The organism is Microbacterium proteolyticum (genome assembly GCF_029639405.1).
Lineage (GTDB): Bacteria > Actinomycetota > Actinomycetes > Actinomycetales > Microbacteriaceae > Microbacterium.
Genome location: NZ_CP121274.1, coordinates 623465 through 649431, shown reverse-complemented (window position 1 = coordinate 649431; position 25967 = coordinate 623465). Strand labels below are relative to the sequence as shown.

Annotated in this window: 23 protein-coding genes; 16 read left to right on the top strand and 7 right to left on the bottom strand. The window is 71.8% G+C overall.

The annotated features are described in order from the left end of the window. Nucleotides 1-27 precede the first annotated feature (27 nt). From mtnB to P8R59_RS03800, 3 genes are read right to left on the bottom strand one after another with little or no spacing between them, the layout of a single operon-like run. Nucleotides 28-660, bottom strand: coding sequence for a methylthioribulose 1-phosphate dehydratase (mtnB, locus tag P8R59_RS03810; protein ID WP_278102798.1), 633 nt, complete (start codon nt 658-660; stop codon nt 28-30). Beyond that, the gene (gene mtnC, locus P8R59_RS03805) at nt 657-1358 is read right to left on the bottom strand and encodes an acireductone synthase (RefSeq protein WP_278102797.1); all 702 of its coding nucleotides are present in this window, start codon (nt 1356-1358) and stop codon (nt 657-659) included. Before mtnC ends, mtnB begins: the two co-directional genes overlap by 4 nt. Then, on the bottom strand, nt 1355-2524 hold the full coding sequence (locus P8R59_RS03800) for a hypothetical protein (RefSeq protein WP_278102796.1): 1170 nt from the start codon (nt 2522-2524) through the stop codon (nt 1355-1357). The genes mtnC and P8R59_RS03800 overlap by 4 nt, the downstream gene beginning before the upstream one ends. 250 nt (nt 2525-2774) lie before the next feature. Between P8R59_RS03800 and P8R59_RS03795 the strand changes: the two genes are divergently transcribed. From P8R59_RS03795 to rocD, 4 genes are all read left to right on the top strand, one after another. After that, a complete protein-coding gene (locus tag P8R59_RS03795) occupies nt 2775-3599 on the top strand; it encodes a Clp protease N-terminal domain-containing protein (RefSeq protein ID WP_278102795.1) in 825 nt (274 codons plus the stop codon). Next, nucleotides 3596-4330 carry a CPBP family glutamic-type intramembrane protease gene (locus P8R59_RS03790; protein ID WP_278102794.1) on the top strand — a complete coding sequence of 245 codons (735 nt, stop codon included), beginning with the start codon at nt 3596-3598 and terminating at the stop codon, nt 4328-4330. Before P8R59_RS03795 ends, P8R59_RS03790 begins: the two co-directional genes overlap by 4 nt. A 261-nt stretch (nt 4331-4591) precedes the next feature. Next, nucleotides 4592-5476 (top strand): dimethylargininase, encoded by an 885-nt coding sequence (ddaH, locus tag P8R59_RS03785; RefSeq protein ID WP_077049737.1) that lies wholly within the window; start codon nt 4592-4594, stop codon nt 5474-5476. Beyond that, nucleotides 5473-6687: an ornithine--oxo-acid transaminase gene (gene rocD / locus P8R59_RS03780; protein ID WP_278102793.1), complete on the top strand. Its 1215-nt coding sequence runs from the start codon at nt 5473-5475 to the stop codon at nt 6685-6687. The genes ddaH and rocD overlap by 4 nt, the downstream gene beginning before the upstream one ends. Before the next feature lie 67 nt (nt 6688-6754). Here the strand turns inward: rocD and P8R59_RS03775 are convergent, their stop codons facing one another. Both P8R59_RS03775 and P8R59_RS03770 read right to left on the bottom strand, forming a co-directional pair. Beyond that, nucleotides 6755-8305 (bottom strand): molybdopterin-dependent oxidoreductase, encoded by a 1551-nt coding sequence (locus P8R59_RS03775; RefSeq protein WP_278102792.1) that lies wholly within the window; start codon nt 8303-8305, stop codon nt 6755-6757. Nucleotides 8306-8445: 140 nt separating this feature from the next. After that, the gene (locus tag P8R59_RS03770) at nt 8446-9378 is read right to left on the bottom strand and encodes an SDR family oxidoreductase (protein WP_278102791.1); all 933 of its coding nucleotides are present in this window, start codon (nt 9376-9378) and stop codon (nt 8446-8448) included. A 150-nt stretch (nt 9379-9528) separates the two neighbouring features. Here P8R59_RS03770 and P8R59_RS03765 point away from each other — a divergent pair, with 150 nt between their 5' ends. The 6 genes from P8R59_RS03765 to P8R59_RS03740 all read left to right on the top strand — a co-directional run bounded on the left by P8R59_RS03765 (nt 9529) and on the right by P8R59_RS03740 (nt 16097). Further along, nucleotides 9529-10368, top strand: a complete 840-nt coding sequence (locus P8R59_RS03765) for a helix-turn-helix transcriptional regulator (RefSeq protein WP_278102790.1) — start codon at nt 9529-9531, stop codon at nt 10366-10368. Nucleotides 10369-10470: 102 nt separating this feature from the next. Beyond that, nucleotides 10471-11628, top strand: a complete 1158-nt coding sequence (locus tag P8R59_RS03760; protein WP_278102789.1) for an alpha/beta fold hydrolase — start codon at nt 10471-10473, stop codon at nt 11626-11628. A 63-nt stretch (nt 11629-11691) separates the two neighbouring features. Further along, nucleotides 11692-12735, top strand: a complete 1044-nt coding sequence (locus P8R59_RS03755; RefSeq protein ID WP_278102788.1) for an acyl-CoA dehydrogenase — start codon at nt 11692-11694, stop codon at nt 12733-12735. Beyond that, entirely contained in the window at nt 12729-14111 is a 1383-nt protein-coding gene (locus P8R59_RS03750; RefSeq protein WP_278102787.1) for a bifunctional PIG-L family deacetylase/class I SAM-dependent methyltransferase, read from the top strand. The genes P8R59_RS03755 and P8R59_RS03750 overlap by 7 nt, the downstream gene beginning before the upstream one ends. After that, nucleotides 14108-14827 (top strand): glycosyltransferase, encoded by a 720-nt coding sequence (locus P8R59_RS03745; RefSeq protein ID WP_278102786.1) that lies wholly within the window; start codon nt 14108-14110, stop codon nt 14825-14827. Before P8R59_RS03750 ends, P8R59_RS03745 begins: the two co-directional genes overlap by 4 nt. 94 nt (nt 14828-14921) lie before the next feature. Then, nucleotides 14922-16097, top strand: coding sequence for an alcohol dehydrogenase catalytic domain-containing protein (locus tag P8R59_RS03740; protein WP_278102785.1), 1176 nt, complete (start codon nt 14922-14924; stop codon nt 16095-16097). A gap of 73 nt (nt 16098-16170) precedes the next feature. On the opposite strand, the gene P8R59_RS03735 is transcribed toward P8R59_RS03740, so the two are convergent. Beyond that, complete coding sequence (locus P8R59_RS03735) at nt 16171-17394, bottom strand: carbamoyl-phosphate synthase large subunit (RefSeq protein WP_278102784.1); 1224 nt, start codon at nt 17392-17394, stop codon at nt 16171-16173. A 104-nt stretch (nt 17395-17498) separates the two neighbouring features. Between P8R59_RS03735 and P8R59_RS03730 the strand changes: the two genes are divergently transcribed. The 3 genes from P8R59_RS03730 to P8R59_RS03720 are packed head-to-tail and all read left to right on the top strand — an operon-like array spanning nt 17499 to nt 20991. After that, complete coding sequence (locus tag P8R59_RS03730) at nt 17499-19223, top strand: circularly permuted type 2 ATP-grasp protein (RefSeq protein ID WP_278102783.1); 1725 nt, start codon at nt 17499-17501, stop codon at nt 19221-19223. Next, complete coding sequence (locus P8R59_RS03725) at nt 19217-20149, top strand: alpha-E domain-containing protein (protein ID WP_077049729.1); 933 nt, start codon at nt 19217-19219, stop codon at nt 20147-20149. The genes P8R59_RS03730 and P8R59_RS03725 overlap by 7 nt, the downstream gene beginning before the upstream one ends. Then, complete coding sequence (locus P8R59_RS03720) at nt 20146-20991, top strand: transglutaminase family protein (protein ID WP_077049728.1); 846 nt, start codon at nt 20146-20148, stop codon at nt 20989-20991. The genes P8R59_RS03725 and P8R59_RS03720 overlap by 4 nt, the downstream gene beginning before the upstream one ends. A 127-nt stretch (nt 20992-21118) precedes the next feature. Here P8R59_RS03720 and P8R59_RS03715 read toward each other — a convergent pair whose 3' ends face one another. Further along, nucleotides 21119-22129, bottom strand: a complete 1011-nt coding sequence (locus P8R59_RS03715; protein ID WP_278102782.1) for a LacI family DNA-binding transcriptional regulator — start codon at nt 22127-22129, stop codon at nt 21119-21121. A gap of 140 nt (nt 22130-22269) precedes the next feature. Here P8R59_RS03715 and P8R59_RS03710 point away from each other — a divergent pair, with 140 nt between their 5' ends. Genes P8R59_RS03710 through P8R59_RS03700 form a run of 3 tightly spaced genes read left to right on the top strand, consistent with a single transcriptional unit; the run spans nt 22270 to nt 25947 of the window. After that, on the top strand, nt 22270-23802 hold the full coding sequence (locus tag P8R59_RS03710; protein ID WP_278102781.1) for a sugar ABC transporter ATP-binding protein: 1533 nt from the start codon (nt 22270-22272) through the stop codon (nt 23800-23802). 49 nt (nt 23803-23851) lie between these two features. After that, nucleotides 23852-24886 (top strand): ABC transporter permease, encoded by a 1035-nt coding sequence (locus P8R59_RS03705; protein ID WP_278102780.1) that lies wholly within the window; start codon nt 23852-23854, stop codon nt 24884-24886. Then, nucleotides 24883-25947: an ABC transporter permease gene (locus tag P8R59_RS03700; RefSeq protein WP_278102779.1), complete on the top strand. Its 1065-nt coding sequence runs from the start codon at nt 24883-24885 to the stop codon at nt 25945-25947. Before P8R59_RS03705 ends, P8R59_RS03700 begins: the two co-directional genes overlap by 4 nt. Nucleotides 25948-25967: the final 20 nt, after the last annotated feature.

Genomic DNA, 25967 nt, shown 5'->3' with positions numbered 1-25967 from the left:
CGGCCGGCGCGCAGCCGACGATGGCGCTCAGCGCGTGGCGACGGTGAAGCGCAGCAGCCACTCGGCGATCTCGAGGTGGCGGCGCGCAGCGGCGATGTCGACGCCCCAGGCGTACATGCCGTGGCTCGCGACGATCAGCGCGGGGACCTCGGGCACCTCGGCGGTGGCCGGGACGTAGACCTCGTCGAAGCGGGCGGCTTCGACCGCCATGTCCTGGTCGTTCGCGATCACGGGGATCGTGACGGTCTCGTCGTGCGCGCGGTGGCCGATGCCCTTGAGCATCTCCATGTCGCGGATCTCGACGCCGCCCGGCCACCGGTGCCCCGCGACGACCGCGTCGAACGCGTGCACGTGGAACACCGCGCCCGCTCCGGTCCGCGCGGCGATGTGTGCGTGGAGCCCGGCCTCGGCGGACGGCGGCCGCGGGTCGTCGGGGTCGAGCGCCCCACCGTCGGCACCGATGAGCACGACGTCGCGATCGGTGAGCTCGGACTTGTCCAGACCGGATGCCGTGACCGCGAGCACGAGCGGATCGCGGTCGATCACGACCGAGAGGTTGCCGGACGTGCCGCGCATCCAGCCGTACCCCGAGAAGCGCGAGGCTTCCGCGGCGAGGGCGGCACCGGCCTCCTGCACGCGTGCGGTCAGGGGAAGGCTCACCGCGACAGCTCGATCTCGTTGAAGGATGACACGGACGGCGACGCGAAATCGGCTCCGTGCCACGGCTCGCCGGCGCGGTCGAGCGCGACGACCTGCCAGCCGGCGGCGAGGGCCGCGGCGACCTCGTCGGGGTGGTCGGTGAGGAACAGCGCGTGCGACGGTTCCACGCCCAGCGCCGCGGCGATGCGGTCGTACGACCCGGACTCCTTCTTCGGCCCCGCGCTGACGGTGTCGAAGAAGTCCTCGACGAGCGGCGTCAGGTCGCCCTGCGGGGCGTGCCGGAACCACGGCACCTGGGAGGCGACCGACCCCGAGGAGTACACCGCGAGCCGGATGCCGGCCTCGTGCCACGCGTGGAGGCGCGGCGGCACGTCCTCGAAGAACTGCGAGTGGATCTCGCCCGCGGCGAAGCCCTCGGCCCAGATGATCCCCTGGAGTGTCTTCAACGGCGTCGACTTCACGTCGGATGCCATGAGCCCGCGGAGCGCTTCGGCGACCTCGGCGTCGGTGGCGTCGGCATCCAGCCCGGTCTCGGCGATCGCGTCGGCGCGGGCGGCGCGCACGGCGTCGTCGTCGCGCCCGAGCACCTCGTCGAGGCGGGGGCGGGCGTAGTCGTACAGGTCGCCCAGGATGAAGCCGGCGGCACTGGTGGTGCCCTCGATGTCGAGCACGACGACGTCGGCGGAGATGGCGGTCATGAGGGGTCCTCGTCGGGGGAAGCGGTCACGGGGCGGAAGGCGACGGTGTCGGGTTGCACGGTCGCGGCGACCGGGGCGGGCTCGGCGGGGGAGCGGCGGCGCCGGAGCGCCGGGGCGGGGGCTTCGGAATCCGGATCGGTCGTGAAGTGGGCGCCGACGTCGGCCGGGGCGAACGTGCCGCGGCTCGTCGCGATGCGGGTCACCAGGCGCGGCGGGGTGACGTCGAACGCGGGGTACCACGCGTCGGTCACGAGCGGGCTGGCGGTGCGGTGCCCGAGCACCTCGAGCACCTCGCGCGGGTCGCGGTCCTCGATCACGACGTCGGAACCCGTCGGGGCGCTCGGGTCGGGGGCTTCGACCATCGCGTAGTACGGGATGCCGAACGCCGCCGCCGCGGCCGCGTGCGCGAGCGTGCCCACCTTGTTGACCACCGAGCCGTCGAGCGCGACGCGGTCTGCGGCGGTGACGACGGCGTCGATCGGTCCGGACCCCACGCCCCGGGGCGAGGCGAGCGCCGCGGCGGCCATGCCGTCGGTGATGAGCGTGACCTTCTGGTCGAGCTCGCGCAGCGAGTGCGCGGTGAGCCTCGCGCCCTGCAGGTACGGCCGGGTCTCGGTCGCGATCCACTCGATCTCGCGGCCGGCCTCGCGGGCGGCGGCGACGAGGCCGAACAGGTACGCGTCGGCCCAGCAGTGCGTGAGGATCCGCGGCGACTCGGGCAGCAGCGACAGCGTCGCGCGCCCCAGGCGCAGGCTCGCCTCGCGGTAGTCGCGGTCGACCGCGGCCGCCGTCTCGAGCGTGATCGACACCAGGGTGTCGGTGTCGTCGGCATCGCGTCCGGCCGCGAGGATCCGGGCCACGGCATCGCGCGGGTGCGCGTTGGTGGGCCGGGCGGTGGCCAGAGCGCGGCCCGCGCGACCGAGCGCCGTCCGCGCCTCACCGAGCGGCAGTCCCCTCGCCTGCAGAGCGGCGAGGCCCATGCCGGCGGTCGCGGCGTACAGCGGCCCCGAGCTCTGGGTCACCATGTCGCGGATCGCCGAAGCGACCTCGTCGGGGGTCGCGGCATCCACCCATTCCACCCGTGCGGGGAACACACGGCGATCGAGGATGCGGACGACACCCGCCGACTCGTCGAGGACGACGGAATTCTCGAGGGTGGCAGACATCGCGACGATTCTCCCACGGGCCTCCGACGTTGGTGGCGTCGGTGACGGCGTGCGACGTGCCCGGTCGGTGATCCGCGCACCCTCAGTCGGATCCGTGTGGATGCCACTGACCCGGCGCGGATCGCTGACATTCGGCTGCGGCGGCAGCGGCCGTTCACCCGGCGTTCAGCCCCGGAGGAGGGAGCGGCCCGGCGGCGTTCGCGCGGGAGCCGGATCATGCCCTCGCATGGGGGCATGGCTGTCGGACGGCGTGAGGTGGACTTCGTTCAACGCGCGGACGCGGGTCGTCGTGTGGGAGGCGGGGGAAGAGGACCCCGACTCCTTCGTGGACACCGGTCGGCTCCTGCTCGCGCTCGCCGCGTCCCGCGGATCGATCGCCTCCGCCGTGCTCGCCGCCGAGGGCATCGATCTCATGGCCTTCGCCCACCTCCTTGCTCACTCCGGCGAACGCGGTCCGCGGGGTTCGATGAGTGCCTCGGTGGTGCGGGCGGTCCGCAACGCGAGCGTCTACGCGGACACGTTCGGCGACGCCGCAGCCAGCACCGGGCATCTGCTCCTCGGCATCCTCGACGAGCTCGACGGCGTCGCGATGCTCGTGCTCGACGTTCTCGGCGTTCGGCGTCGCGGTCTCGTGACGTGTACCCGCGCGCACCTCGACGCCGCCCGGGCAGCCGGCGTCCTCGACGAGGCGGGTCTCGAGGAGGAGCTCGTGTCGTCGGGGAGCGAGACACTGCCCGTGCCTCCGTCGCGGGTACGTACCGCATTCGCGCGTCGGTCCGCGGCGGATCCGGCGATCTCGATGGCTGTCGCGCCGGATGGGGTCGTCGAGGTCGCGCGGACGCACGAGGGAGCAGGTGAGTTCGCGCTGTGCTTCCGACTGGAGGATGCAGTGGACACGACGATCGAATGGATGGTTTCCCTGCGGGTGACGGTGTACTCCTCCCGCCACCGGGAGAATCTCGTCGCCGACGCGGAATCCAAGCTCGCCGAGCGGTCGCGGCAGGTCGGCGAGCTGCTGAAGCGCTTGGTCGTGCCGGAGGGTCCGCGTCCGGATGCCGCGGAGGTGCGCCCGTGACGGCACCCACGGGTGAGGTCGTGATCGCCCTGCTGATGCTGCCCGCTCTCGCTCTCGTCACGAGATGGCTGCGGCCCAACCTGGGGGACGCGCGCCGTCAGCGACTCTGGCAGCAGATCAACTGGCCCCCGTGCGCCCTGGGCATCGCCCTGCTCCCGGTGGCGATCGCCCGCCCGCAGACGACGGATGCGTTCGCCGAGCTCATCGCCACCACCCGGGCGGTCGTACCCCTCCCCGCGCTGGGTCTCGGCATCCTGATTCCGCTCGGGCTCGTCGTCGGTGTCGGGTGGGGTCTCGCGAGGTTCCGGCCGTGGAGCGCGCGGTCGACGTGGATGCGCGTCGACCCCGTCTGGCCCGCGACGGGTCGCGCCGAACGACTGATCTTCGGGCTCTGGGGCGCACCGCTCATCGTGGTCTCGAGCGAGCTCGTCTACCGGTGGTCGGGACCCGCGTTGCTGATGCTCCTCACGCACTCCCCGCTCGTCGCCTGGGGTGTGCCGCTGATGCTCTTCGCCGTCGCGCACGCTGATCGGACGTTTCGCAGCCTCCCGATGCCGGCACTCTTCGGGCTCACGATGATGGTCCTCGTCATCGCCGAGGGCGGACTGATCTCGGCCATCGTCGCGCACGCCGTGTGCGACCTTGTGGTGGTGGTCGTCCTGCCCGAGATCGTGCGCGCTCGCCGCCTTCGTCAGTTGCGCCAGGCGCTGGCGGAGTTCCGCGCGGCCTGAGGCCCTCGGCATCCCGCCCCGCACACTCAGCGACCCGCGCAGCCTCAGTCGGATTCGGCCGGATGCCACTGACCTGGCGCGGATCACTGAGGTTCCGCCACCCCGCGCGGCCGCTCGCGCCCCCGCGCGCCGGCGTGAGACAATGGCCACGGCGTGCCCGGACCGACCTTTCCCCGCACGGCGCGACAGGCGCCGCCGGGTCGAAGGGCCACCGGGCCCCAGGACAGCGTTCCGCCGCACCTTTCCTCCCAAGGAGCAGAGATGTCCGCTACCCCCGCCGCTGCCGCCGTCGAGTCCGAGACGAACGGCCGTGTCCAGCAGCACCGTCGATACCTCATGTGTCGGCCCGAGCACTTCACGGTGAGCTACAGCATCAACCCGTGGATGGAGCCCTCGCGCCCCACCGACACGAACCTCGCCCTGCAGCAGTGGCAGTCGCTGTACGACACCTACACCGAGCTCGGCCACGAGATCGAGCTCATCGATCCCGTCGAGGGCCTGCCCGACATGGTCTACACGGCCAACGGCGGCTTCGTCATCGACGGCGTCGCGTACGGCCCGAAGTTCCGCTTCCGCGAGCGCGCCGACGAGGCCCCCGCGTTCATCGACTGGTTCGCAGCGTCCGGCTTCGAGGTCGCCGAGCCGGTCGAGGTCAACGAGGGCGAGGGCGACTTCCTGCTCGTCGGGAACACGATCCTGGCCGGCACCGGATTCCGGTCCACCGGCGACAGCCACCGCGAGGTCGGCGAGGTCTTCTCGCGCGAGGTCGTGTCGCTGACCCTCACCGACCCGCGGTTCTACCACCTCGACACCGCAATCGCCGTGCTCGACCCCGTCGAGGGCCCCGGCGGCGTCGAGAAGGCGAACATCGCGTACCTGCCGAACGCGTTCGACGAGCGCAGCCAGGCGATCCTTCGCGAGCGCTACCCCGATGCCATCCGGGTCTCGGATGCCGACGGCGCGGTGTTCGGCCTGAACTCCGCCAGCGACGGCAAGAACGTCATCATCTCCCCGCGCGCGAAGGGCTTCGAGGCGCAGCTACGCGAGCGCGGCTACACGCCCGTGCTGGTCGACCTGTCCGAGCTGCTGCTCGGCGGCGGCGGCATCAAGTGCTGCACGCTCGAGCTGCGCGGGGGCACCCGATGAGCACCACCGTCGACGACCTCGGCGCGCAGCTCATCGCCGCCGAGGGCGCGCACGTCGCGCACAACTACCACCCGCTGCCGGTCGTCGCCGCGCGCGCCGAGGGCGTCTGGGTCACCGACGTCGAGGGCAAGCGCTACCTCGACCTGCTGTCGGCCTACTCCGCGCTGAACTTCGGCCACGGGCACCCGGCGATCCTCGCCGCCGCCCGCGAGCAGCTCGAACGCCTCACGCTCACGAGCCGCGCGTTCCACAACGACCGGCTCGGTCCGTTCGCCACCGCGCTCGCGCAGCTGTGCGGCAAAGACCTCGTCCTGCCGATGAACACGGGCGCCGAGGCGGTGGAGACCGGCATCAAGGTCGCCCGCGCCTGGGGTTACCGGACGAAGGGCATCGCCCCGGATGCCGCGACCATCGTCGTCGCGAACGGCAACTTCCACGGCCGCACGACGACCATCGTCGGTTTCAGCGACGACCCGACCGCGCACGACGACTTCGGTCCGTACGCGCCCGGTTTCGTGCACGTCCCCTACGGCGACGCGGATGCCATCGCCGCGGCGATCGACGAGAACACCGCCGCGGTGCTGCTGGAGCCGATCCAGGGTGAGGCCGGTGTCGTGATCCCGCCGGACGGGTTCCTCCGCCGGGTGCGGGAGATCTGCACCGAGAACAACGTGCTGTTCATCGCCGACGAGATCCAGTCGGGCCTCGGCCGCGTGGGCGAGACGTTCGCGTGCGACCGCGAGGGCGTCGTGCCCGACGTCTACCTTCTCGGCAAGGCGCTGGGCGGTGGCATCCTGCCGCTGTCGGCGGTCGTCGCGAACGAGGACGTCCTCGGCGTCATCCGCCCCGGTGAGCACGGCTCGACGTTCGGCGGTAACCCGCTGGCGGCGGCCGTCGGCCTCCGCGTCGTCGAGATGCTGGCATCCGGGGAGTTCCAAACCCGCGCGAAGGCACTCGGCGAGCACCTCGCCCAGGGGCTCGAGTCGCTCGTCGGCCACGGCGTGACCGCGGTGCGCGTCGCCGGGCTGTGGGCGGGCGTCGACATCGACCCGGCCGCGGGCCGCGGTCGCGAGATCGCCGAGAAGCTCCTCGCCCGCGGCGTGCTGGTCAAGGACACCCACGGGCAGACGATCCGCATCGCGCCGCCCTTGACGATCCGGGCGACCGAGATCGACTGGGCGATCGAGCAGCTCCGCCACGTCCTGTCCTGACTTCACTCAGGCGTGAGGGGTCAATTTCTGTCGCTTCGGATCGCTCCAGGCGACAGAAAATGACCCCTCACGCGACGGTGAGCGTCAGCTCGTCCCAGCCCGTCGCGCCGTCGGGGGCGGGGGCGGCGCGCTGCTCCGTCTGGGTCTCGCCGGTGGCGGACGTGGCGCGGCAGCGGATCGTGTGCGTTCCCGACGTGGCATCCCACGGCACGCTCCACTGCACCCACGTGTCGGCCGAGATCGCCGTCGCCAGCTTCGCGGGGATCCACGCCCCGTCGTCGATCTGCACCTCGACGCCCGCGACGCCGACGTGGTTGTGCCACGCGACTCCGGCGATGACGGTCGAGCCCGCGGCGACACGCGCGCCGGCGCGCGGAACGTCGATCCGGGATGCCGGTTTCACCGGGCCGCGGGCCGACCAGCCGCGCGAGGTCCAGTACCCCTCGGCTACGGCGTACTGCGTCACCTCGAGTTCGGTGACCCACTTGGTGGCCGAGACGTAGCCGTACAGACCGGGGACGACCATCCGGACCGGGAAGCCGTGCTCGATCGGGAGCGGCTCGCCGTTCATGCCGATCGCGAGGAGCGCGTCGCGTTCGTCGGTCAGCGCCTCCAGCGGCGTCGAGGCGGTGAACCCGTCGATCGAGTGCGACAGCACCATGTCGGCATCCGCCGTCGGTTTCGCCCGGGCGAGCAGGTCGCGGATCGGGATGCCCAGCCAGCGCGCCGTTCCGATCAGGTCGCCGCCGACCTCGTTCGACACGCACACGAGGGTCGCGACGGTCTCGCGCTGGGGGAGGGCGACGAGGTCGTCCCACGTCACCACGACCTCTTCCTCGACCAGGCCGTGGATGCGGAGCGACCACGACGACAGGTCGACCTGCGGTACCACCAGCGCGGTGTCGATGCGGTAGAAGTCCGCCGACGGCGTGATGACGGGGGCGAGGCCGTCGATGCCCAGCTCCGCGGTCGCCGGGACGGGCGTGGTGGTCGCGGGGGTCGGCAGGCGGAGGGCGGAGCGCACCACGGTCGCGGCCTGCGCGCCTCCGCGGACGGCGGCGGATCCCACCGCGGCGAGAGCCCCGGCGACGACCGCGAGGCCGGAGAGGACGAGGACGTTGCGCCGTGTCGGCCCGGGGGTCTCGGGGGCGGTGGCGGTTCCGGCGGCGTCCGCTGGGCGGCGGAGGCGCGCGATCAGCAGCGCCCCCACGATCACGGCGACCGCGCCCGCCACGAACGAGGGGAGCGGCGACAGCACGTCGGCGTCGGCCCGCGTCATCGACACGACCGCGCCGACCACACCGAGCCCGGCCAGGATCATGCGCCCCCACGGCGGACGACGACGCTCGAGCACCCCGGCGGCAGCGGCGACCGCCAGGAGGAGGATCGCGATGCCGACCAGCAGGGCGGCCTTGTCGTTGGTGCCGAACAGGCTGATCGCGAGGTCTTTCCCCCACGGCGGTGCGATGTCGATCATCCCGCCGCCGATGACGGCGAAGGGGCTCGCCGACGGTGCGACGACGGCCGCGGTCAGCTCGCCGAGTCCGGCGCCGAGGACGGCGGCCGCCACGCCGGCGCCGGCCGCGAGCAGGTCGAGAGTGCGGGGAGCAGAGGCCACGTTCGGAGCATAAGGAGGTCGCGAGGCCCGGGGGCCGTGGCATCCCGAACTCACAGCCAACCGGAACGCGTGAGGGGTCAAGAATTGTCGCCTCGACCCGCGCGCAGGCGACAATTCTTGACCCCTCACGCGCCGAAGGCTCAGGCCAGCGTCACACCGACCAGGCGCTGCGACTCGTCCCACACGCGTCGGGCCTCGTCGAGGTCGCGGAGCGGGCGGTACAGCGCGTGGGTCGACGGGGTGCCGCCGAGGTTCATCGGGCCGCGCGGGCCGTAGAGCACGTCGCTGCGCGGGTCAGTCGTCGTCGCCGCGAGGAGCGCCGGCTGCGCGGCGGAGCGAACGGTGCCGAGCAGGATGCCGTGACGCGACATCCAGCGGATGGCGCGCACCGCGGGGACGTCGGTGGTGCGGCCGATCTCCGGCCGGGCGGCGAGGAGGTTCGACGGCGCGACGCCGGGGTGGGAGACGACGCTCCGGATGCCCCAACCGCCGTCGGTGCTGCGGCGGTCGAGTTCGCGCGCGAACAACCCCAGCGCGATCTTCGACGCCGAGTACACGCGCTGGCCGTCGTACCCGCGCTCGGCCGGGAGGTCGTCCCAGGCGATGCGTCCGCTGCGCGCGGCGATGCTGAGCTGCGTCACGACCCGCGCGCTGCCCGCGGTGAGCAGGGGCAGGATGCCGCCGACGAGCGCCACATGACCGAGGTGGTTCGTGCCGAACTGCAGTTCGAACCCGTCGGCGGTGGTCTGCCGCTCGGGCGGTGTCATGACTCCGGCGTTGTTGACGAGCAGGTGCACCGGTCGTCCGTCGGCGCGGAGGACCCCGGCGAAGTCCGCGACGCTCGCCAGTGACGACAGGTCGAGATCGTGCAGCTCGAGGCGGGCGCCGGGGACCCGCTCACGGATCGTCCGGGCGGCGCGGTCGCCCTTCGCCCGGTTGCGGACGGGGAGGACCACCTCGGCGCCCGCCGCGGCCAGACGCTCGGCGATCACGAGGCCCATGCCGTCGCTGCCGCCGGTCAGCACGGCTCGGCGGCCGGCGAGGGAGGGGAGGGGGATGTCGGTGTCGGTCATGATGTCTCCTCGGTCGGGGTGGGTCCCAGCGTGCGCCGGGAGACGGATCCGAACCAGGACCCGTCGATCCCCGGCTGAGCGGGCCGCGCCGTGCGAGAGGGGGATCGCCGCGTCCTGGATCCGTCACCGTCCGGCGGGTAGACAGGGACCATGATCGACCGAACGGCCCTCGCGGACTTCCTCCGCACCCGTCGCGAGGCGCTCCAACCCGAGGACGTCGGGATGCCACGCGGCGCGCGCCGCCGGACGCCCGGGCTCCGGCGCGAGGAGGCCGCCGCGCTCGCCCACATGTCGGCCGACTACTACGCGCGGCTGGAGCGGGAGCGCGGACCGCAGCCGTCGCCGCAGATGCTCGCGGCCATCGCGCAGGGTTTCCACCTCACGCGCGCCGAGCGCGACCACCTGTTCCGGCTCGCCGGTCACGTGCCCGACGAGCGCTCCGCCGCGGGCGAGCATGTCAGCCCTGGGCTCCTCCGCATCCTCGACCGCCTCGACGACACCCCCGCCGAGATCGTGACCGAACTGGGTGAGACGCTGCGGCAGTCGCCGCTGGGTGCCGCGCTCACCAGCGACGCGTCGCTGCGGTCGGGGCCGGAGCGGAGCCTCGGCTACCGGTGGTTCAGCGACCCCGGCGCGCGGGCGCTCTACGCGCCCGAGGAGCACGGGTTCCTCAGTCGGCTCTTCGCCGCGGGCCTCCGCGAACTCGCGGGCCGCCGCGGACCCGGCTCGCGCGCGGCGGCGCTCGCCGACGACCTGCTGGCGCGGAGCCCCGAGTTCCGGACCCTGTGGGCGGCGCACGAGGTGGGGCTGCGGCCGAGCGCGACGAAGCGGTTCGTCCATCCCGCGGTGGGATCGCTCGAGCTGCACTGCCAGTCCCTCGTCGATCCCGAGACCTCGCACTCGCTGCTCGTCTACACGGCGGTCCCCGGCAGCGAGAGCGCCGAGAAGCTGCGCCTGCTGGCGGTGCTGGGTCCGTCGGTCCCCGCCTGAGGGCGGTGACCCGCGTGAGTCGCCAAATAATGTCGCCTGGACCCGCTGTGAGGCGACAGATCTTGGCGACTCGCGCGTGGAGTGCGGGGGTACGGTGCAGGGATGGGTGAGAACGTCAGGGAGCTGCGGCGCCCGGCCGCCGGCGGGGAGCCCCCGTTCGAGCTGAGCTACGTACGCACCGGTCCGCGCACCGCGACCCCGGCCCTGATCATCCCGGGCGGCCCGGGGCTGGCATCCCTCCTGCCGTATCGGGGACTGCGTCGCCGCGCCGCCGAGGGCGGCCTCGACGTCCTGATGGTCGAGCACCGCGGCGTCGGCCGGTCGCGGCACGACCTCGCCGGTCGCGTGCTCCCCGCCGACGCGATGCGCGTCACCGCGGTCCTCGACGACCTGGCCGCCGTGCTCGACGCCGAGGGGGTCGACCGGGCGTACCTGATCGGGTCGTCCTACGGCAGCTACCTCTCCTCGAGCTTCGGGGCTCGGCATCCGGACCGCGTGGCGGGGATGCTGCTCGACTCGGCCCTGCAATCCACCGAGGATCTGGCGCTGGAGCGCGACCGCCTGCGGACCCTCTTCTGGGATGCCGACGACGACCTGTCCCGCGGAGTGCGCCGCCTCGTGTCCGACGGGATCGACGAACGCGTGGTGCTCGACGTCGTCCGGGCGGCCTACGAGCTCGCGGGCCCCGACCTCGTGCGTCCGCTCGTCCGGCACCGTCCGGGTCTCGCGTGGCACGCGCTCGCCGCGTACGCCTCCCGCGACGGCTCGGTCGCGCGAATCCCGGGCATCTACGAGTTCGACGTCGTCGGCACGATCGCGTTCCGCGAGCTGCACTACGGCGCCGCGCCCGACGGGCTTCCGCTGGACCCGGCGCTCACCTACGCCCCGCTCGCCGAACGGTATCCGGCGTTCGAGGGCGAGCCGTACGATCTGACCGCCGCGGTCGCGGCATTCCCGTGGCCGATGGTCCTCCTCTCCGGCGACCGCGATCTGCGGACGCCGCCCGAGATCGCCGAGCGGGTCGCCCGGACGGCCCCGGATGCCACCCTCGTCCGGCTCCACAACGGCCACAGCGCTCTGGACACCCACCCGATGGCCCTGCTCAACGCCACGCGACGGCTCGTCCGCGGCGAGCACCATCGCCTTCCCGCCGAGGAACCGGCGTTGGACCGCCTGCGCCGCACGGGCGTCTCGGCCCGCTTCCCGCATCTGCTGCAGACCCTGGCGCACGCCGACGCCGCGGTGCGTCCGCGGCGCTGAGCCCTGGCATCCGTTCCGCTGTCAACCCTCAGCGGAACTTTCTGAGGCGGGAAGAATCAGGGGATGAGCGACTCCGCCCATCCCCCCTTCCCCCTCCTCGCCTCCGAAGACACCGTCGGACTCGACGTCGTGCGCGGCACCCTCGCCGACGCGGATGCCGTGGACGCCCTCGGCGCCGACATCGCCGCCACGCTCGAATGGGCCGTCACGATCCCCCGCCCGTCGTCCCTCGGGGCGACGTGGGAGCTGCTGGCATCCATCGCTGCACGCGACGTCGCCGCGGCCCGCGTGGTGGAGCCGCACCTCGACGCGCTCGGCATCCTCGACGAGGCGGTCGCGGCCGGATATCCCGACGTGGACACCGCCGGCTCATGGGGTGTCTTCGCGGCCGAGGGCCCCGGGATGCGGCTGGAGGCGCGAGAGGATGCCGGCGTCTGGACGCTCCGCGGAACGAAGCCCTGGTGCTCGCTCGCCGCCGACCTCGACCGAGCGCTCGTCACGGCGTGGGTGGACGGTGATCGTCGGCAGTTGTTCGCCCTCGACCTTCGCGACCCGGCGGTCACGGCCCGCACCGGTCCGTGGCACGCGCGGGGACTCTCGCGCGTGGTCAGCGCGCCGATCGACGTCGACGACGTGGTCGCCGTTCCGGTGGGGGAGCCCGGGTGGTACCTGCGACGGCCCGGGTTCGCCCACGGCGGCGTCGGGGTCGCGGCGTGCTGGTGGGGCGGGGCGATGCCGCTGCGGTCGGCACTCGCCGACGCCGCCGGCGGCGACGGAGCCGACCAGCTCTCGCGCGTCCACCTCGGGCGCGCGGACGCCGCGCTGTGGGCCGCGCGCGCCGTGCTCCTCGAGACCGCGACCGTGTTCGGCGCGGGGACCGCGGCATCCGAGGGGCTGCGCGCCGCTCGCGCACGGACGGTCGTCGCCGACGCGGTCGAGACGGTCCTCGCCGAGACTGCGCACGCGCTCGGGCCGCTCCCGCTCGTCGCCGACGACGCCCATGCCCGGCGCGTCGCCGACCTGCAGGTGTACGTCCGGCAGCACCACGGCGACCGCGATGTCGCGAAGATCGGTGCGGCGGTCATCGAGGAGACGGACGCGTGGTGACCTTCGACCACCGCGAGCCCGGTACCGACGAAGAGGTGTGGGCCATGTCCTCGCCGCCGTCCCTGCCCCTGATCGACCTCGACGTCGACCGCGTCGTCGTGATCGCGGCACACCCCGACGACGAGAGCCTGGGCGCCGCCGGACTCCTGACGATCGCGGCCGCGCGCGGGATCGCGCTCGATCTCATCGTGGTGACCGACGGGGAGGGATCGCATCCCGATTCGCCCACGCACAGTCCGGCGACCCTCGCACTGCTGCGACGGCGAGAGCTGATCGACGCGTCCCGGATCGTGGGGCTGCGCGGCGATCCGGTCTTCTTGGGTCTCCCCGACGGCGGGACCGACGCGTACCGAGACGACATCGCCGCGGCGCTGCGCGACGCGCTCGACCGCGCCGGCGGTGAGCGGGTGCTCGTGCTGTCGCCGTGGCGCGGCGACGGTCACCGCGATCACCGGGTGGTCGGCGAGATCGCGGAGGAGGTGTGCGCTGCCCGCGGCGTGCGTTCGCGGGCGTTCCCGATCTGGCTGTGGCACTGGGGCACCCCCGAGGATGCGCCCTGGAGTCGAGCGGAACGCCTCATCCTGGACGGGCCGGCACGGGATGCCAAGACCCGGGCGATCGAGGCCCACGCGAGTCAGCTGCGACCGCTGTCGGCGGCACCCGGAGACGAACCGATGGTGCACGCGCGCATGCGGGCGCACTTCGCCCGCGACACCGAGGTGTTCTTCGCCCCCGAGCCGGCCGTCGCCGAATCCCCCGGACACCCCGCGGAGACCCTCGGCCAGGACTACTTCGACGGGATGTACGCCCGGCACGACGATCCGTGGGGATTCGACACCCGTTGGTACGAGGAGCGGAAGCGCGCCGTGCTCCTCGCGGCGCTCCCGCGCCGCCGGTACCGGTCGGTCTTCGAGGCCGGATGCTCCGCCGGCGCGCTCACCGCCCACCTCGCGGAGCGCGGCGACCGTGTCCTCGCCGTGGATCTCGCCCCCGCGGCCGTCGAGAAGGCGCAGCGACGACTGTCGGGGCGCGACCACGTCGAGGTGCGCCGGGCACGGCTCCCCGACGAGTGGCCGGAGGGCGTCTTCGATCTCGTCGTGCTCTCCGAGGTCGCGTACTACTGGGGCGACGGTGACCTGGAGCGCGGTCTCGCGGCCGGCGTCGACTCGCTCGCCGCCGACGGTCATCTCGTGGTCTGTCACTGGCGGCATCCGGTGGCGGAGTATCCCCGCAGCGGGGACGACGTGCACGCCGCGCTCGCCGCGCGATCGGACGTCTCGCGCCTGGTGCGGCACGAAGAGGCGGACTTCGTCCTCGAGGTGTTCGGCCGCCGGGGTGCGCGGTCCGTCGCCGCCGAGGCGGGGCTCGTGCCGTGAGAGCGGTCGCGGTCGTCATCCCCGCGCACGACGAGGAAGCGCTCATCGGCCGCTGCCTGTCGTCGGTGACGCGCGCCGTGGCCGTGGCGCGCGAGCGCGAGCCGGATCTCCGCGCGATCGTGGTCGTCGTGCTCGACGCGTGCGGCGACTCGACGCCCGCGCAGGTGCGGGGGTGGCCGGTCGAGACCGTCACGATCGCCGCCCGCAACGTCGGTACCGCCCGGCGCATCGGCGTCGCGCGCGCGCTCGCGAAACTCGGGCCCTCGGCCGACGACATCTGGATCGCGATGACGGACGCCGACACCGTGGTGCCCCGCGACTGGGTCACGCATCAACTCGACCTCATGGATGCCGGTGTCGACCTGGTCCTCGGGACGGTGCGCCCCGACTTCGCCGATCTCAGCGACCGCCACACGGCGTATTGGCGGGCGACCCACCACCGCGGCCGTCCGGCGGGCAATGTGCACGGGGCCAATCTGGGCGTGCGCGCGAGCACGTACACCGCCGCCGGCGGCATCCCCGACCTGAGTGAGCACGAGGACGTCGCCCTCGTCCGGGCGGCACGCGGCATCGGCGCCCGGGAGCGCCGGAGCGATGTGCATGAGGTCGAGACGTCGGGGCGGTTCATCGGACGCACTCCGGGCGGTTACGCCGCGTTCCTCCGGCGGGTGCACGTGTGGGTCGACGCCGAGCCCGCCGCGGCACCGGGTGCCTGACGAGGCTTGGGGCTCGGCATCCATTCGTCAACCACCTGGGCTGCGCCGGGCGCCGGACACAGACTGAGTCCCCCCCGGAACGAGAGGCACCACCATGAAGGCACTGACCTGGCAGGGCAAGCGCGACGTGAGCGTCGAGGAGGTCCCCGACCCGCAGATCCTGGAACCCACCGACGCGATCGTCAAGATCACCTCGACCGCGATCTGCGGCTCCGATCTGCACCTGTACGAGATCTTCGGTCCGTTCATCGACCCCGGTGACGTCCTCGGCCACGAGCCGATGGGCGTCGTCGTCGAGGTCGGCTCGGGCGTGACGAACCTCGCCGTGGGCGACCGTGTCGTCGTGCCGTTCAACATCTCGTGCGGGCACTGCTTCATGTGCCGTCGCGGGCTGCAGTCGCAGTGCGAGACCACGCAGGTGCGCGAGTACGGCAGCGGCGCGGCCCTGTTCGGCTACACGAAGCTGTACGGCCAGGTCCCGGGCGGCCAGGCGGAGTACCTGCGGGTGCCGCTCGCGGACTACAACCACATCAAGGTGGGCACCGACCTGCCCGACGACCGCTATCTCTTCCTCAGCGACATCGTGCCGACGGCGTGGCAGGGCGTGCAGTACGCGAACGTTCCGGACGGCGGCACGCTCGCCGTCATGGGCCTGGGCCCGGTCGGGCAGTTCGTCTCGCGCATCGGCGTGCACCTGGGGTACCGCGTGCTGGCCGTGGAGCCCGTGGCCGAGCGGCGCGCGATGGCCGAGCGCCACGGCGTCCAGACTCTCGACCTCACCGACAGCGTGGTCGACGAGCTGCGCGACCTCACCGAGGGCCGCGGGGCCGACGGGGTCGTCGACGCGGTCGGCATGGAGGCGCACGGCAACGGCGGGATCAAATTCGCGCAGGATGCCATCGGCCTCCTCCCGGATGCCCTCGCGCAGAAGCTCATGGACACGGCCGGCCTCGACCGCCTCGCCGCGATGCACGCCTCGATCGACGTCGTGCGCCGCGGGGGGACCGTGTCGCTCAGCGGCGTGTACGCCGGCGAGGCCGACGTCCTGCCGATGAAGACGATGTTCGACCAGCAGCTGACCCTGCGGATGGGCCAGTGCAACGTCAAGCGCTGGATCGACGACCTCCTGCCGCTGGTCGAGGACCCCGCCGACCCGCTCGGCGTCATGGACCTCGTCACGCACCACGCGCCGCTCGAGGACGCCCCCGGCCTGTACGAGACGTTCCAGAAGAAGGAGGACGGCTGCATCAAGGTCGTGCTGCGGCCCTGACTTCGCCCGCGTGAGGGGTCAAGATCTGTCGCCTCTGGCTCCGCCAGGCGACAAATCTTGACCCCTCACGCGGCTAGACGCGGCCGGCGTGCACGGCCTCCAGAGCCGCGGCGTCGGCGGGGGACATGCCCTGGATCGGCTCGCCGTTCCAGACGATGTCGTCGCCGAGGGCGGCCAGCACCTCCTTGCGCTCGCCGTGGGAGATCTTGGCGCCGTGGACGATGGTCGCGGGGCTCCACAGCATCGCGGCGTCGTCCCACCACCCGGCTCCCACATCGCGCACGTGCACGAGGTCGTGGAGCGTCTTCGGCAGATGCTGGAGCGGTTCGGTGAACGCGTCGGCGAGGACGGCGAGGGTGATCTGTCGCTGAGTCCCGGGGACGGCGACGATCGTGTGCTCGACCGTCCCCTCGATCGCGCGCGAGACGTCCTGGGCCTCGAGGAGGATCACGCCATTGGTGGGCCGAGGGTTGCACTCGATGATCTTGTAGTCGGGCGTCCCGTCGGCGCCGTGGTCGACGAAGTCGAACGAGATCTGCCCCGTGAACGTCGGGTCGAGCGTGTCGATGATCTGCTGCGTGTAGCGGAGGGTGTCGGTGCTGTCGACGGCGACGAAGGCGATCGCGGTGCTGTGCGCCCACTGCTCGCCCGCCTTGTACGTGGTGTGCGCGGTGACGCGCCCGTCCACGACGACGCTGTAGGTGCAGACCATCGGGCCGTCCACGAAGGGCTGCACGAGCCAGGGCTGGTCCGGGGTCGGAACGCAGTCCTCGATCGGCACCTTCCCCGCGAGGGGGCCCGTGTTGGTGAGCAGCCCCACGCCGCCGCGCGAGAACGCCGCGCGGGCGAAGTACCGGGGGAACGCGTCGATCGCGGTGCGCAACTCGTCGGGGGAGGTCACCACGACCGTCTCGGGGATCGGCACACCGGCATCCTGAGCCAACCGCTGGAAGCTCGCCTTGTCGTGGAGGCGCGCGAGGTCGGGGAAGCTGCCGGCGTACAGCTCGACGCCCTCGGGGAGGTCGGCGACGCGGGCGGCGAGGTAGAAGACCTCCTCGAACGTGGGGATGATCACGTCGATGTCGTGCGCGCGCACATACGCGCCGACCGTCTCGATGAAGGCATCCGTCTCGAATCGGGGAGACGGTGTGACGAGGTGCCCGGCGAGGAAGCGCGAGTGGTTGCCGACGGCGCCGTCGTACGTGTCGCTCGCGAAGACGGTGTGCCCGACGCTGCCGAGTTTTCGCACCAGATCGAGAGCGAAGGTGTTGCGGGAACTGGTGACGAGCGCGCGCATGGAGGCACCTTCGGTCGAGGCGGCGGATGTCGGGCCAGCCTAGCCACGCCGCTCTGCGCGCGGGGGAAACACCTCCGCAACACGGGCGTGGGTAGGCTCAGGGCATGGGTGACCTGTTCGACGGTTACGGCTCCACGTTGGCGCCGCGCAAGACCGTATCCGGCATCCCGGCGTTCGACGAGATGTTCGGTGTCCCGGCCACCCCCGGTGACGCGGCGCCCTCGCGCGAGGCGTATCGGGAGCTGTACCAGGCGTTGGCGCAGATGACGCAGGAGGAGCTTCGCGGGCGCACCGACTCGCTCGCCAGTTCCTACCTCGCCCAGGGCGTGACGTTCGACTTCGCGGGGGAGGAGCGTCCGTTCCCCCTGGATGCCGTCCCCCGGGTCATCGCCTACGACGAATGGTCGCGCATCGAAGCGGGTGTGAAGCAGCGGGTGCGTGCGCTCGAGGCGTTCCTCGACGACGCCTACGGCAACCAGCACTGCGTGCGCGACGGGGTGCTCCCGGCGGGTCTCATCGCGTCGTCGCAGTACTTCTACCGTCAGGCCGCCGGCATCCGCAGCGCCAACGGCGTGCGCATCCAGGTGTCGGGCATCGACCTGATCCGCGACGAGCACGGCGAGATGCGGGTCCTCGAGGACAACGTGCGCGTGCCCTCCGGAGTGTCGTACGTCATCTCCAACCGACGGGTCATGGCGCAGACCCTGCCCGAACTGTTCGTCTCGATGCGGGTGCGGCCGGTCGGCGACTACCCCAACAAGCTGCTCGCGGCTCTCCGGGCGTCCGCCCCGCCCGGGATCGACGACCCGAACATCGTGGTGCTCACCCCGGGCGTCTACAACTCGGCGTACTACGAGCACACGCTGCTCGCGCGTCTGATGGGTGTCGAGCTGGTCGAGGGCCGCGACCTGCTGTGCGTCGGCGGCAAGGTGTTCATGCGCACGACCCGTGGTCCGCAGCGCGTCGACGTCATCTACCGTCGCGTGGACGACGACTTCCTCGACCCGATGCAGTTCCGCGCCGACTCCATGCTCGGCGCTCCCGGCCTCATGCTCGCCGCGCGGCTCGGGAACGTCACGATCGCCAACGCCGTGGGCAACGGCGTCGCCGACGACAAGCTGCTCTACACGTACGTGCCCGACCTCATCCGGTACTACCTCGCCGAGGAGCCGATCCTGAAGAACGTCGACACGTGGCGGCTCGAGGACCCGGGCGCGCTCGAAGAGGTGCTCGACCGTCTGCCCGAACTCGTCGTGAAGCCCGTCGACGGCTCCGGCGGCAAGGGTCTCGTCGTCGGTCCGGATGCCTCGCCCGCCGAGCTCGAGAAGCTCCGCAAGCGGCTGCTCGCCGACCCGCGCGGGTGGATCGCGCAGCCGGTCGTCATGCTCTCGACGATCCCCACCCTGGTCGAGGACGGCATGCGCCCCCGCCACGCCGACCTGCGGCCGTTCGCCGTGAACGACGGCGACGACATCTGGGTGCTGCCCGGTGGTCTCACCCGCGTGGCCCTGCCGGAGGGGCAGCTCGTGGTCAATTCCAGCCAGGGCGGCGGCTCGAAGGACACGTGGGTCGTCGGCGGTTCCGCCCCGTCGCACGTGGAGTACGGCCAGGGCAACGGCGTCTCGGGGCTCGTGGCCGACCAGGCGGCGGTGACGGAGGCGATCCCGATCATCTACGACGGTCAGCCCGCTCCCGCCACGGCCCCGCGCGACCACCGCGTCGACCGCGACCAGCAGGAGCAGCAGCAGCAGGCCGACGCGAGCGTGCAGCACGGCCCGCAGGCGGAGCAGCAACAGCAGCAGAGCGACGGGGAGGTGTCCTCGTGCTGAGTCGCATCGCCGAGTCGCTGTTCTGGATCGGCCGTTACATCGAGCGGTCCGACGGCACCGCGCGCATCCTCGACGTCCATCTGCAGCTCCTCCTGGAAGACCCGTGGATCGACGAGGACACGGCGTGCCGGTCGCTGCTGAGCGTCATGGGCTCGGCGTTCCCCGAGAACGTCGACACCGTGCGGCGCGACGACGTCCTCGCCCGCCTCGCGGTCGACCGCATGAACCCGTCGAGCATCGCCTACTCGCTCACCGCGGCGCGTGAGAACGCCCGCCGTGCGCGCGAGATCGTCTCGACCGAGCTGTGGGAGACCCTGAACACGACGAACTCGCGGATGCCGCGGCGTCTGCAGACCGAGAAGGTGCACGAGTTCTTCCAGTGGGTGCGCGAGCGCGCCGCTCTGGCGATCGGCATCGTCGACTCGTCGACGAACCGCGACGAGGCCTGGCAGTTCTTCACCCTGGGTCGCAGCATCGAGCGCACCGACATGACGGCGCGTCTGCTCGCGACCCGGTCGCTCACCGAGGTGTCCGGTCCGTCGTGGACGACCATCCTCCGCTCGTGCGGCGCGTACGAGGCGTACCTCCGGACGTATCGCGGGATGCCGAGCGCCCGCAACGCGGCCGAGTTCCTGCTGCTGGACCGCCTGTTCCCGCGGTCGATCATCTACTCCATCCAGCGCGCCGAGGACTGCATGAGCGCCATCGATCCCCGTGCCGACCGCGTCGGCCACTCCAACACGGTGCTGCGGGCCCTCGGGCAGATCCGCAACGACCTGGAGTACCGCCCCATCAGCGACATCCTCGCCGAGCTGCCCGAGCACATGCAGCGCGTGCAGACGGTGACCCGTGAGGCATCCGAGGCCATCCGGTCGCGGTTCTTCCCGACGCAGGCCGAGCCCGCGTGGATCGGAGAGATCTCGTGAAGCGCCTGCGCATCGAGCACCAGACCGGGTTCGCGTATCCGGGCGACGTCGTCGCCTCGTACAACGAGGCCCGGATGCTGCCCGGGTCGACCGACAGCCAGTTCGTGCTGAGTTCGTCGCTGGACATCGAGCCCTCCACCTCGGTCAACCAGTACGTCGACTACTTCGGCACCCGGGTCGCCGCCTTCGACGTGCTCTCGCCCCACGCGGCGCTCACGATCACGGCGCGCTCGCTCGTGGAGGTGCGCCCGCGTCCGATCGAGCACGCCGACATCACGTGGGACGAACTGCGTGCGGAGGCGTCCCGGTCGATCACCACGGTCGAGCAGTTGACGCAGACGCGACGCACGACGCCCCACCCCGAGGTGGTCGCGCTCGCGCGCGAGATCGCGGCGGACCACGACCGGCCCGGACCGGCGGCGCACGCCATCGCCGAGGCCGTCGGCAACGCCATCGAGTACATGCAGGGCGTCACGGGCGTGCACTCCACCGCGGTGGACGCGTGGGAGGCCCGCAAGGGCGTGTGCCAGGACATCGCGCACATCACCCTCGGCGCGCTGCGCGAGGTCGGCATCCCCGCCCGCTACGTGTCGGGCTACCTCCACCCCAAGCCCTCCGCTGAAGTGGGCGAGGCCGTCACGGGCGAGTCCCACGCCTGGGTGGAGTGGTTCGCGGGGGACTGGCAGGGCTTCGATCCGACCAACAACATCGAGATCGGCGACCGGCACGTGCTCGTCGGCCGTGGGCGCGACTACAACGACGTGCCGCCGCTGCGCGGTGTGTACGCGGGTCCGGGGAAGAGCCAGCTCAAGGTGAAGGTGACGATCACCCGCGAGACGTGACGCTCACGCGGGGTGTCGACCCCGGGTGAGCGCGCGTCGCTCCTCCTGGTGGCTTCGGGCAGATGATCCCGTCGAGCGGCGAACGGCGTACATCCTCGGCGAGTCACGCCGCCAGGGTGGCGGTTCGCTACCGCCAGCCGGTCGAGCCCCGGGCCACCAGTTCGGGTGCGAACACCGTCTGGCGCGTAGGGCGGTCGGGGTCGTCGGCCTCGTCGAGCAGGATCCGCATGGCGGTGCCCCCGATGAGTGCGCTCGGTTGACGCACCGAGGTGAGGGGCACGGCCGCGGCCGCGGCGAAGGGGATGTCGTCGAAACCGACGACGGCGATCTCGTCCGGGACGAGCATGCGGCCGTCGACGACGAGTCCCTGCAGCAGTCCCAGCGCCAGCAGGTCGTTCGCCGCGAACACGGCGTCAGGGCGGTCGGTGCGGTCGCGCGTCAGGAGGCGGCGGCCAGCCTCGAAGCCCTCCTCCACCGTGAGAGCGTGGGTGGGGACGACTTCGAGTACGGCGTCGAGACCGCTGTTCTCCACGGCGCTGCGCGCGCCCGCCAGGCGGTCGGTGACCTGCCGGATGTCGAAGGGCCCCCCGACGAACGCGATGCGGCGGCGCCCCCGCTCGAGCAGGTGCTCGGCCGCGAGGCGGCCGCCGGCCACGCTGTCGACCGAGACGGACGAGAACAGCCCGTCCCCCGAGAATCGATCGATCAGCACGGAGGGGATCCCGCGGGCGCGCAGCCGCGTGAGTCGGGTCGTGACGTCGCCGAACGGGGCGATGAGCAGGCCCCGCACCATCTGCTGCTCGAAGAGGTCGATGTACAGCGTCTCGCGGGCGGCATCCTCGTCGCTGTTGCCGTGGAGCAGGGCGAGGCCGCGCGTGGTGGCCTCGTTCTCAGCGCCGCCGACGACGTCGGCGAAGAAGGGATTGCGGCCGTCGAGTGCCACGAAGCCGACGGTCGTGCTGACGCCGGCGCGCAGTTGACGGGCGGCGTCATTGCGGACGTATCCGAGTTCCTCGATCGCGTTCTGGACCCGTTGCGCCGAGGCGGCGGAGACCGTGTCGGGCCGATTGAGCACGTTGGAGACGGTGCCGACGGACACGCCCGCGAGGGTCGCGACATCGCGGATGCTCACCGTCACGCGGGCTCCTCTCGTCACGATCGGGTCTCGACGCGATCCTGACTTGACCACGTCGTCGAGGTCACCCTACAGTGACTGGCATCCCATCTGAAACGATTCAGATTCTGGGATTTCGAATCTACCCTCGATGAGGAGGCCGCATGGTTGACGCGACGAACGCGACTCCAGGTCCGCACGACCACGCGCTGGAACTGCGCCGTGTGATGAAGTCCTTCGGCCCCGTCGTCGCTCTGCGATCGGGGAGCCTGGTGCTCGACCGGGGCTCGATCCACGCGCTGATCGGCGAGAACGGCGCCGGCAAGTCGACGCTCGTGAAGATCATCGCGGGGCTCTACCGCCGCGACGACGGCGACTTCCTGCTCGACGGCGAGAGCGTCGACTTCGTCAGCACGGCCCAGTCGAAGGCCGCGGGCATCGCCGTGATCTATCAGGAGCCGACGCTCTTCCCCGACCTCTCGGTCACCGAGAACATCTTCATGGGTCGCCAGCCCACGGGGCGTCTCGGGCGCATCGACCGCGCCGCGATGCGCGCGGAGGCGACGCAGATCTTCCAGCGCTTGGGTGTCGCGCTCGACCCCGACCGCGTGACCGAGGGTCTCTCCATCGCCGACCAGCAGATCATCGAGATCGCCAAGGCCATCTCGCTCGACGCGCGGGTGCTGATCATGGACGAGCCGACCGCCGCACTCAGCGGCGTCGAGGTCGAGCGCCTCTTCGCCGTCGCGCGGAGCCTGCGCGACGAGGGACGCGCGCTGCTGTTCATCTCGCACCGCTTCGACGAGGTGTTCGCCCTGTGCGACACGGTGACCGTGATGCGCGACGGCGCCTACGTCCACACCACGCCGCTCGCCGACACCAGCGTGGACGACCTCGTGCGACAGATGGTCGGCCGAGACGTCACCGAGCTCTTCCCCAAGCTCCCCTCCACCCCGGGCGAGGTCGTGCTCGAGGTCGAAGGGCTGACCCGCGCGGGAGTGTTCCGAGACGTGTCGTTCTCTCTGCGTGCGGGCGAGATCGTGGGTCTGGCCGGCCTCGTGGGCGCTGGACGCAGCGAAGTCGCCCGCGCGATCTTCGGCGTCGACGCGTACGAATCGGGTACGGTGCGCCTGAACGGGGCGGTGCTGCCCAAGGGTAGCGTCCGGCAGGCGACCGCCCGGGGCCTCGCGCTCGTGCCCGAGGACCGTCGCAAGCAGGGACTCGTCCTCGACGAGGGCGTCTCGCGCAACATCACCCTCGCCATCCGCACGAAGCTGTCGCGCTGGGGCCTGCTCCGCACGGCCGACGAGAACCGGGCCGCCCGCGAATGGGCGAGCCGTCTCGAGGTGAAGACGGCGGCCCTGGATGCCACGACCGGCACCCTCAGCGGCGGTAACCAGCAGAAGGTCGTGATCGGCAAGTGGCTGGCGACCGAGCCCAAGGTTCTGATCGTCGACGAGCCCACCCGCGGGATCGACGTCGGCACGAAGAGCGAGGTGCACCGCCTGCTCTCCGAGCTCGCCCAGCAGGGCCTGGCGATCCTCATGATCTCGAGCGAGCTGCCCGAGGTCCTGGGCATGGCCGACCGCGTGCTGGTCATGCGCGAGGGGCGCCTCACCGGGGAATTCGCCCGCGCGGATGCCACCCCGGAGACCATCATGTTCGCCGCGACCGCCGATGCGGAGGCATCCCTGTGATCGTGCCCCGGCCCGTCGCCACCCTGACTCTCGAAGCGGAGGGCCTCCGATGAGCACCGCCACCCCCGTCCGCCCGGGCACCAGCCCCGCGGCGAAGCTCGTCTCGCACGTCGCCACGGCGCGCGAGAGCGGCATCGTCCTCGCGCTCATCCTCATCATCGTCATCGCGACGCTGAACAACTCCACGTTCGTCTTCTCGCCCGACGGTTTCCGCGACCTGCTGCTCACCCCGTCGCTGCTCCTGCTCGTGGCCGTGGGTCAGGCGATCGTGATCATCACGCGCAACGTCGACCTCTCGGTCGGGTCCGTCGTCGGGCTCACCGCCTACCTGACGGGCCGGCTGTTCATCGACGTCCCCGGCCTGCCGCTGATCGGGGTCTTCGTCGCCGGCATCCTCCTCGGCGGCATCCTGGGCTTCATCAACGGCGCGCTCGTCGCCTACGCCAAGGTGCCGGCGCTCGTGATAACGCTCGGCACGATGTACATCTACCGCGGGATCAACGTCGCGTGGGCGGGGAGCAACCGGGTGAACGCGAGCGACCTGCCCGCCGACTTCCGCGGCCTCGGCACCGGCCAGGTGCTCGGCATCCCGCTGCTGACGATCCTCGCCGTGGTCGTGCTCATCGCCGCCGCCTGGTACCTGCGGAACCTCCGCAGCGGGCGCGAGCTCTACGCCATCGGGTCCGACCCTGCCGCCGCACACCTCTACGGTCTGAAGGTCAACCGCCGCATCATCGGCGCCTTCGTCACCAGCGGCGCCCTCGCGGGCCTCGCCGGCGTCCTGTACGCCGCGCGCTACGGAACCGTCGCCTCCAACGCCGGCTTCGGCTGGGAGCTGCAGGCGATCGGTGCGGCCGTCATCGGCGGCGTCGCGATCTCGGGCGGCGTCGGCTCGGTGTGGGGCGCGGCCATCGGCGCCTACCTGCTGCTCACCATCAACCGCGCCCTGCCGATCCTCGGCATCGACGACTTCTGGCAGCGGGCCGTCGTCGGCGCACTCATCCTCGGCGCGATCGTGCTCGACCGCGTGCTCGCCGTCCGACAGTCCCGCAAGCTCACCGCAGAGAGGGAGACGGGTCGATGACCTCCACCACCGTCGACGCCCGCGCCCGCACGTACCGTGCGCACGCCCGTCCGTTCTGGCGTCGCGCGTTGCTCTCGCGCGAGGCCGCCATCATCGGCATCCTGCTGCTGGTCGTCCTGGTCTCGCTGGCGACCGTGCGAAACTTCAGCAGCCCGCTGACCGTCACCTACCTGCTGCGCGACGTCGCGCCGATCCTGCTCATCGCGTTGCCGATGACGCTCATCATCATCACCGAGGAGATCGACCTCTCGGTGGCGAGCGTGGTCGGCCTGTCCAGCGTCGTGGTCGGAGTCCTCACCCGCGACGGATGGCCGTTCGAGATCGCCGCGCTCCTCGCGATCGTGGTCGGTCTGGTGGCGGGAGCCCTCAACGGTTTCCTCGTGACGGTCGTCGGGCTCCCGTCCCTCGCCGTGACGATCGGTACGCTCGCCCTCTTCCGCGGAATCGCGGTGGGCCTGCTCGGCACCGAGGCGGTCACCGAGTTCCCCGAGACGTGGACCGACCTGGCGAAGGCGAACATCCCGGGAACGCCGCTGCCGCTCATCATGATCCCGTTCGCCATCCTCGCGATCGTCTTCGCGGTCCTGCTGCACCTGACGCCCTTCGGCCGCTCGCTCTACGCGATCGGTCTGAACAAGGAGGCCGCGCAGTTCTCCGGCATCGACGTCGCCCGCACGAAGTTCGTGCTCTTCCTCCTGAGCGGCACCGTGTCGGGATTCGCCGGGGTGTACTTCACCCTGCTGTACAGCAACGCCCGCGGCGAGAACGCCACGGGTATGGAGCTGCAGGTCATCGCGGCCGTGCTCCTCGGCGGCGTATCCATCTTCGGCGGCCGCGGCGCCCTGCACGGCGTCATCGCGGGCGTGCTGCTCATCGGCACCCTAGGATCCGCGCTCCGACTCGCTGGGGTCACCAGCGACATCATCAACGTCATCACCGGGCTGCTCCTCGTGCTCTCGGTGGTGTCCGCCAGCCTCCTCGCCTGTCTGCACACCCGTCGTGCGGCCGCCATCGGCAAGAGGAAGGGTTCTCGGCCGCTCGCTCCGGCGTCGACGGTCTGACCCCGCACCAACCACCCGCA

Coding starts and splice junctions, on each gene's coding strand:
- mtnC (WP_278102797.1), bottom strand. CDS start 1,358: ATGACCGCCATCTCCGCCGACGTCGTCGTGCTCGACATCGAGGGCACC.
- P8R59_RS03800 (WP_278102796.1), bottom strand. CDS start 2,524: ATGTCTGCCACCCTCGAGAATTCCGTCGTCCTCGACGAGTCGGCGGGT.
- ddaH (WP_077049737.1), top strand. CDS start 4,592: ATGTCCGCTACCCCCGCCGCTGCCGCCGTCGAGTCCGAGACGAACGGC.
- rocD (WP_278102793.1), top strand. CDS start 5,473: ATGAGCACCACCGTCGACGACCTCGGCGCGCAGCTCATCGCCGCCGAG.
- P8R59_RS03770 (WP_278102791.1), bottom strand. CDS start 9,378: ATGACCGACACCGACATCCCCCTCCCCTCCCTCGCCGGCCGCCGAGCC.
- P8R59_RS03765 (WP_278102790.1), top strand. CDS start 9,529: ATGATCGACCGAACGGCCCTCGCGGACTTCCTCCGCACCCGTCGCGAG.
- P8R59_RS03760 (WP_278102789.1), top strand. CDS start 10,471: ATGGGTGAGAACGTCAGGGAGCTGCGGCGCCCGGCCGCCGGCGGGGAG.
- P8R59_RS03755 (WP_278102788.1), top strand. CDS start 11,692: ATGAGCGACTCCGCCCATCCCCCCTTCCCCCTCCTCGCCTCCGAAGAC.
- P8R59_RS03740 (WP_278102785.1), top strand. CDS start 14,922: ATGAAGGCACTGACCTGGCAGGGCAAGCGCGACGTGAGCGTCGAGGAG.
- P8R59_RS03735 (WP_278102784.1), bottom strand. CDS start 17,394: ATGCGCGCGCTCGTCACCAGTTCCCGCAACACCTTCGCTCTCGATCTG.
- P8R59_RS03730 (WP_278102783.1), top strand. CDS start 17,499: ATGGGTGACCTGTTCGACGGTTACGGCTCCACGTTGGCGCCGCGCAAG.
- P8R59_RS03710 (WP_278102781.1), top strand. CDS start 22,270: ATGGTTGACGCGACGAACGCGACTCCAGGTCCGCACGACCACGCGCTG.
- P8R59_RS03705 (WP_278102780.1), top strand. CDS start 23,852: ATGAGCACCGCCACCCCCGTCCGCCCGGGCACCAGCCCCGCGGCGAAG.
- P8R59_RS03700 (WP_278102779.1), top strand. CDS start 24,883: ATGACCTCCACCACCGTCGACGCCCGCGCCCGCACGTACCGTGCGCAC.